4 protein-coding genes are annotated in these 4,421 nt (G+C 59.8%); all 4 read right to left on the bottom strand.

The window, feature by feature from the left end; genetic code table 11:
- Positions 1-534: methyltransferase family protein (locus EGH24_RS15160; RefSeq protein WP_221886773.1), on the bottom strand; the 534-nt coding region annotated here is incomplete at its 3' end.
- Positions 535-540: 6 nt separating this feature from the next.
- Positions 541-1,095 (bottom strand): DoxX family membrane protein, encoded by a 555-nt coding sequence (locus EGH24_RS15155; protein WP_142980909.1) that lies wholly within the window; start codon positions 1,093-1,095, stop codon positions 541-543.
- A gap of 95 nt (positions 1,096-1,190) precedes the next feature.
- Positions 1,191-2,159 (bottom strand): NAD(P)/FAD-dependent oxidoreductase, encoded by a 969-nt coding sequence (locus EGH24_RS15150; protein ID WP_246058046.1) that lies wholly within the window; start codon positions 2,157-2,159, stop codon positions 1,191-1,193.
- Between the two features lie 314 nt (positions 2,160-2,473).
- Positions 2,474-4,421, bottom strand: a 1,948-nt coding sequence (acnA, locus tag EGH24_RS15145) for an aconitate hydratase AcnA (RefSeq protein ID WP_142980908.1), incomplete at its 5' end; no start/stop codon positions are given.

The raw sequence follows: 4,421 nt of genomic DNA, 5'->3' as shown, positions 1-4,421 counted from the left end.
CCGTGCAAGCCACGTAAAAATCACAACGACGAACGGAAATAGAGCGACAGAGAAGATTGTCGGCCAGTGAATGATGCCCTCGCCAAACAGAGCGATGAACAGACCGGTGTATTGTGGATGGCGGACGTACCTGTAAAGCCCGTCTGTGACCAGTCGGTCGTCCTGTCGGGCACGATAGACTTGTCGCCATCCCTGAGCAAACAGGCCGATGCCGACAAACGCCACAGCGTAGCCGAGGAGCATTGATACGAACATACCCGTTTCGCCAAACCCGATCAGTGTAGACCAGAGATTGGTACTGACGTACTCGCGGTCCAGACCGAAAAACCGGACCAGCAGATAGATCGTCAGTGGAAACCCGTACATCTCCGCATATAATGCGATGATGAACGCCTGTACCACTCCTGCGCCGACCCACTCCCGCCAGCTGTCAGGAGCGAAGTACCGATAGAAGAACCAAGAAACGACGACAATGAAGATAATCGCGAGGCCCCAAGCACCGGGATTCGTAATAGTGGTATCTATTGATGACACGCTTACTTACCCGAGTAGATACTGAGTCCAGGGATGCCGTTCGACAAGCGGCACTCCACCAACCTCGTACTGTTCAATGTACGCGTNAAGGCCGAGTATCCGTCCCGCACCGAACGCGGCGACTGAGAGGAACACGAGCATGTACGCGAAATCACCGTTGATGTAGCCATGTGTGACATCCCAGTTGCCGAAATAGAACATGAGCATCATAAATGCCCCCCAGAACGCAGCGAGCCGAGTGAGGGCACCGAACAACAACCCGAGGCCGATAAGCAGCTCTCCCCACGGTACTGCAACGTTCACGAAGTCAACAAACCACGGCATGTTCCCCATCGCGACGAACAGATCAGCGAGTGGACTCCCGCTATTCGGAACGGCCCCGGTGAGATATCCACCGGCACTAAAACTTCCCGAGAGGACCTTGTCGAGACCACTCTGGAAGAACGCCAGTCCCATCATCAACCGAAGCGCAAAGATAAACCAGACACTCAACGTGTGTAGTCGACCGCTTGCGGTGAACCCCCCGATCGTACTTTCTAATTGAACTTCTTGAGATGCCATATCGTGCTAATTCCCGGGAAGGTGTTATAAAATCGCGTTGGGATCTCGCCATACCGGAATAGAGAGCCCTTTTCGGGGTGATCTCTCCGATACCGTCATACTGGCTGAATAGTATCGTATTCCCAGGCGTCTGTGACGGCGGCATACGTCTGCTTGATTACAGCCGGGTTGGAGAAGATCCGAGCAGCCACCCGTGGATGCCCCAAGAAGCGACGAAGAACCGCCCGTGGGGATCGATCGATGTCTTCGATGTCGATTCCAGACACCACTTGGACGGCATCACCGAGAACGGTCATCTGACGCGTCTCGACGAGGTGCCGCATAATCCGGGCGAGCAGGTACTCCCCTTTCATCGTCCGATAGAGTCGGTCTGGATACTCCTGAAGGCTTCCCTCCGCCGTCAACTTGGCTGCGAGATACGACGACTGAATTGCTTGCGAGATCCCCTTCCCGGTCAGCCGATTCGCGAGTCCAGCCGCATCCCCGACACGAACGACGGGCCACTCAGGTAGATAGGTCAGCGCAGGATCGAGACTCGGTCCTTCGGGGATGATAGCGATATTCGTCTGACTCCGAGATGGTATCGGCCAGCCGTTTCGTTCACACGCCGCCTCAAATGCGGCTATGTAATCGGCTGGGCGTTCGCTCTCAGTCCACCCGATGCCGACGTTTGCCCGCTCGGGCGATTTCGAGAACGCCCACGCGTACCCGGTATAGCCCTCAAGAACGATCTGGCTATTCGGGTAGAGATCTGAAAAGTCGCCCTCCACGTCAGCATTGAGGGCGATCATCCGACCCGCGTACTCGTCCGTTCTCCCTCGAACTTTGCTGGTAATCGACGGTTGGCCAGTCGCGTCGACCAAGAGGTCGTATTTATCGGCCAACGTCCGGAACTCCGCCTTCGTGATCTGGTGGTTTTCGTGAATCGAAACGCCCTTTTCAGCGAGGCGTTCGGACCATCGTCGTTCAACGATGTTTCGGTCGGTGATGTACGTATCGGAGGCCGGGAATCTCCCACTCCCGGTGTGCTGTCTGCTGGATGTCGTTCCGTCGTAGATATCCACACGTAACTCCGGAAGAGCATTGACGAACCCATTCGCCGACATCGAACGGAGTGGAATCTTCGAGACGGCCGTCATCGCTTCCCCACAGTTGACTCGTTTGTCGTCGTACGACTGACGTTCGAAAAGGTCTACTTCGAAACCTCGCTTGGAAAAGCCTTCAGCAGCGGCGAGACCGCCGACTGCCCCACCGAGTACTGCCACGCGTTGGATTCGCGGTAACGGTTCAGACGACTGCTGTGAGCGAGAGCGGAAACTTTCAGATCGTGAAGTAGTTGTCTCTAATACCATTTGTCACTCAGGATAGTTGCCCCTTATTAGTCCTCGGTGAGCAGTCGGCGGAGTACTAGATGCAGGATTCCGCCGTTCTCAACGTATCGAACGGCTGCGGGCGTCCCAACTTGTGCCGTGACCGGGAACTCGACTCTCGAGCCGTCGTCCCGCTCTGCGACGACGGTCAACTCGTCGTTCACGTCTAGGCCGTCGTCCAATCCACGAATCTCAATCCGCGCCGACCCGTCGAGACCGAGGGATTCCCACGAGTCACCGTCAGCGAACTGCAGCGGGAGGACACCCATGCCGACGAGGTTGTCACGGAAGATGCGCTCGTAGCTCTCCGCGATGGTTGCGCGAACGCCCAAGAGGTCAGTCCCTTTTGCGGCCCAATCGCGGCTCGACCCGGTGCCGAGTTCTTCGCCGGCGAACACCACCAGCGGCGTATCATCTTCCCGATAGCGGCGGCTCGCCTCGAAGACGGTCGTCTGCTCGCCCGTCGGCTGGTGAATCGTGTAGCCGCCCTCGACGTCGTCGAGCATCTCGTTCTCGATGCGAACGTTGGCGAAGGTGCCGCGCATCATCACCTCGTGGTTGCCCCGGCGGGCACCGTAGGTGTTGAACTCGTGAGGTTCGACACCCTGGTCGACGAGCCACTCGCCGGCGGGCTGCTCCCGAGAGAACGGTCCGGCCGGGCTGATGTGGTCGGTGGTGACGGTGTCCCCGAGCAGCATCAGGGTGCGAGCGTCGGCGATGTCGCTGACACCGGGCTCCTCCAGCGGGAAGTCCTTGAAAAAGGGCGGCTCGCGGATGTACGTCGAAGAATCGTCCCACTCGTAGACGTCACCGGTCGGCGCGTCGAGTGCCTCCCACCGTTCGTCACCCTCGAACACTTCGGCGTACTTCTCCTCGAACATCGAAGCGTCCACGCTCTCATGGATCGCCGTGTGGATTTCGTCGGCGTCCGGCCAGATGTCGGCGAGGTAGACCGGGTCCCCGTTATCGTCCGTCCCGAGTGGGTCCGTTTCGAGGTCGATGTCCATCCGACCGGCCAGCCCGTAAGCGACCACCAGCGGCGGACTGGCGAGGTAGTTCGCTCTGACCTTCGGGTGGATGCGCGCCTCGAAGTTCCGATTGCCCGAGAGGACGCTCGCCGTCCAGAGGTCCTCGGCGTCGATGGCGCGCTCGATGGGTTCGGGGAGTGGCCCGGCGTTCCCGATGCAGGTCGTACAGCCGTAGCCGACGACGTTGTAGCCGAGGTCTTCGAGATACGGCAGTAATCCCGAGGCTTCGAGGTATTCGGTGACGACGCGGCTCCCGGGCGCGAGACTAGTCTTGACGTACTCGGGGACATCCAGGCCGCACTCGACGGCGTTGCGGGCGAGCAGGCCTGCGGCGAGCATCACCGAGGGGTTCGACGTGTTCGTACAGCTGGTGATGGCGCTGACGACGACGCTCCCATGCCTGATTTCGGTCGTCTCGCCGTCGAGGTCGACGTCGACCGTGTCGTTTAGTTCGCCCACGTCCGGTTCCGGGAGGTCGGCGTCGGGGCGGTCGGCGGCGACGCTGCTCTCGCCCAGCCAGCGGGTGAGTGCGTCCTCGTCGACGTCGTCGAGTTCGTCCTCGAACTCGCCGTGGACCAGCCCCCGGAAGTGGGTCTTCATATCGTCCATCGGGACACGATCCTGGGGGCGTTTCGGGCCGGCGAGACTCGGCGTGATCGTCGAGAGGTCGAGTTCGACCGTCTCCGTGTACTCAGGATTCTGTTCGCCGAACAGCCCCTGGGCGTCGAGGTACTCGCGAACGAGTTCGATGTGTTTCTCGTCGCGGCCCGTGAGTTCGAGGTAGTCGAGCGTCGCTTCGTCGACGCCGAACATCGAGATGGTCGAGCCCTGCTCGGGAGCCATGTTCGCGATGGTCGCCCGGTCAGGGACCGTGAGGTTTGCCACGCCGGGGCCGAAGAACTCGACGAAGCGGTCGACCACACCCACC

It is taken from the genome of Halonotius terrestris (assembly GCF_006861665.1).
GTDB classification, from domain to species: domain Archaea; phylum Halobacteriota; class Halobacteria; order Halobacteriales; family Haloferacaceae; genus Halonotius; species Halonotius terrestris.
Note: the sequence above shows the minus strand (reverse complement) of the source record. Positions and strands in the feature narration are given on the sequence as shown.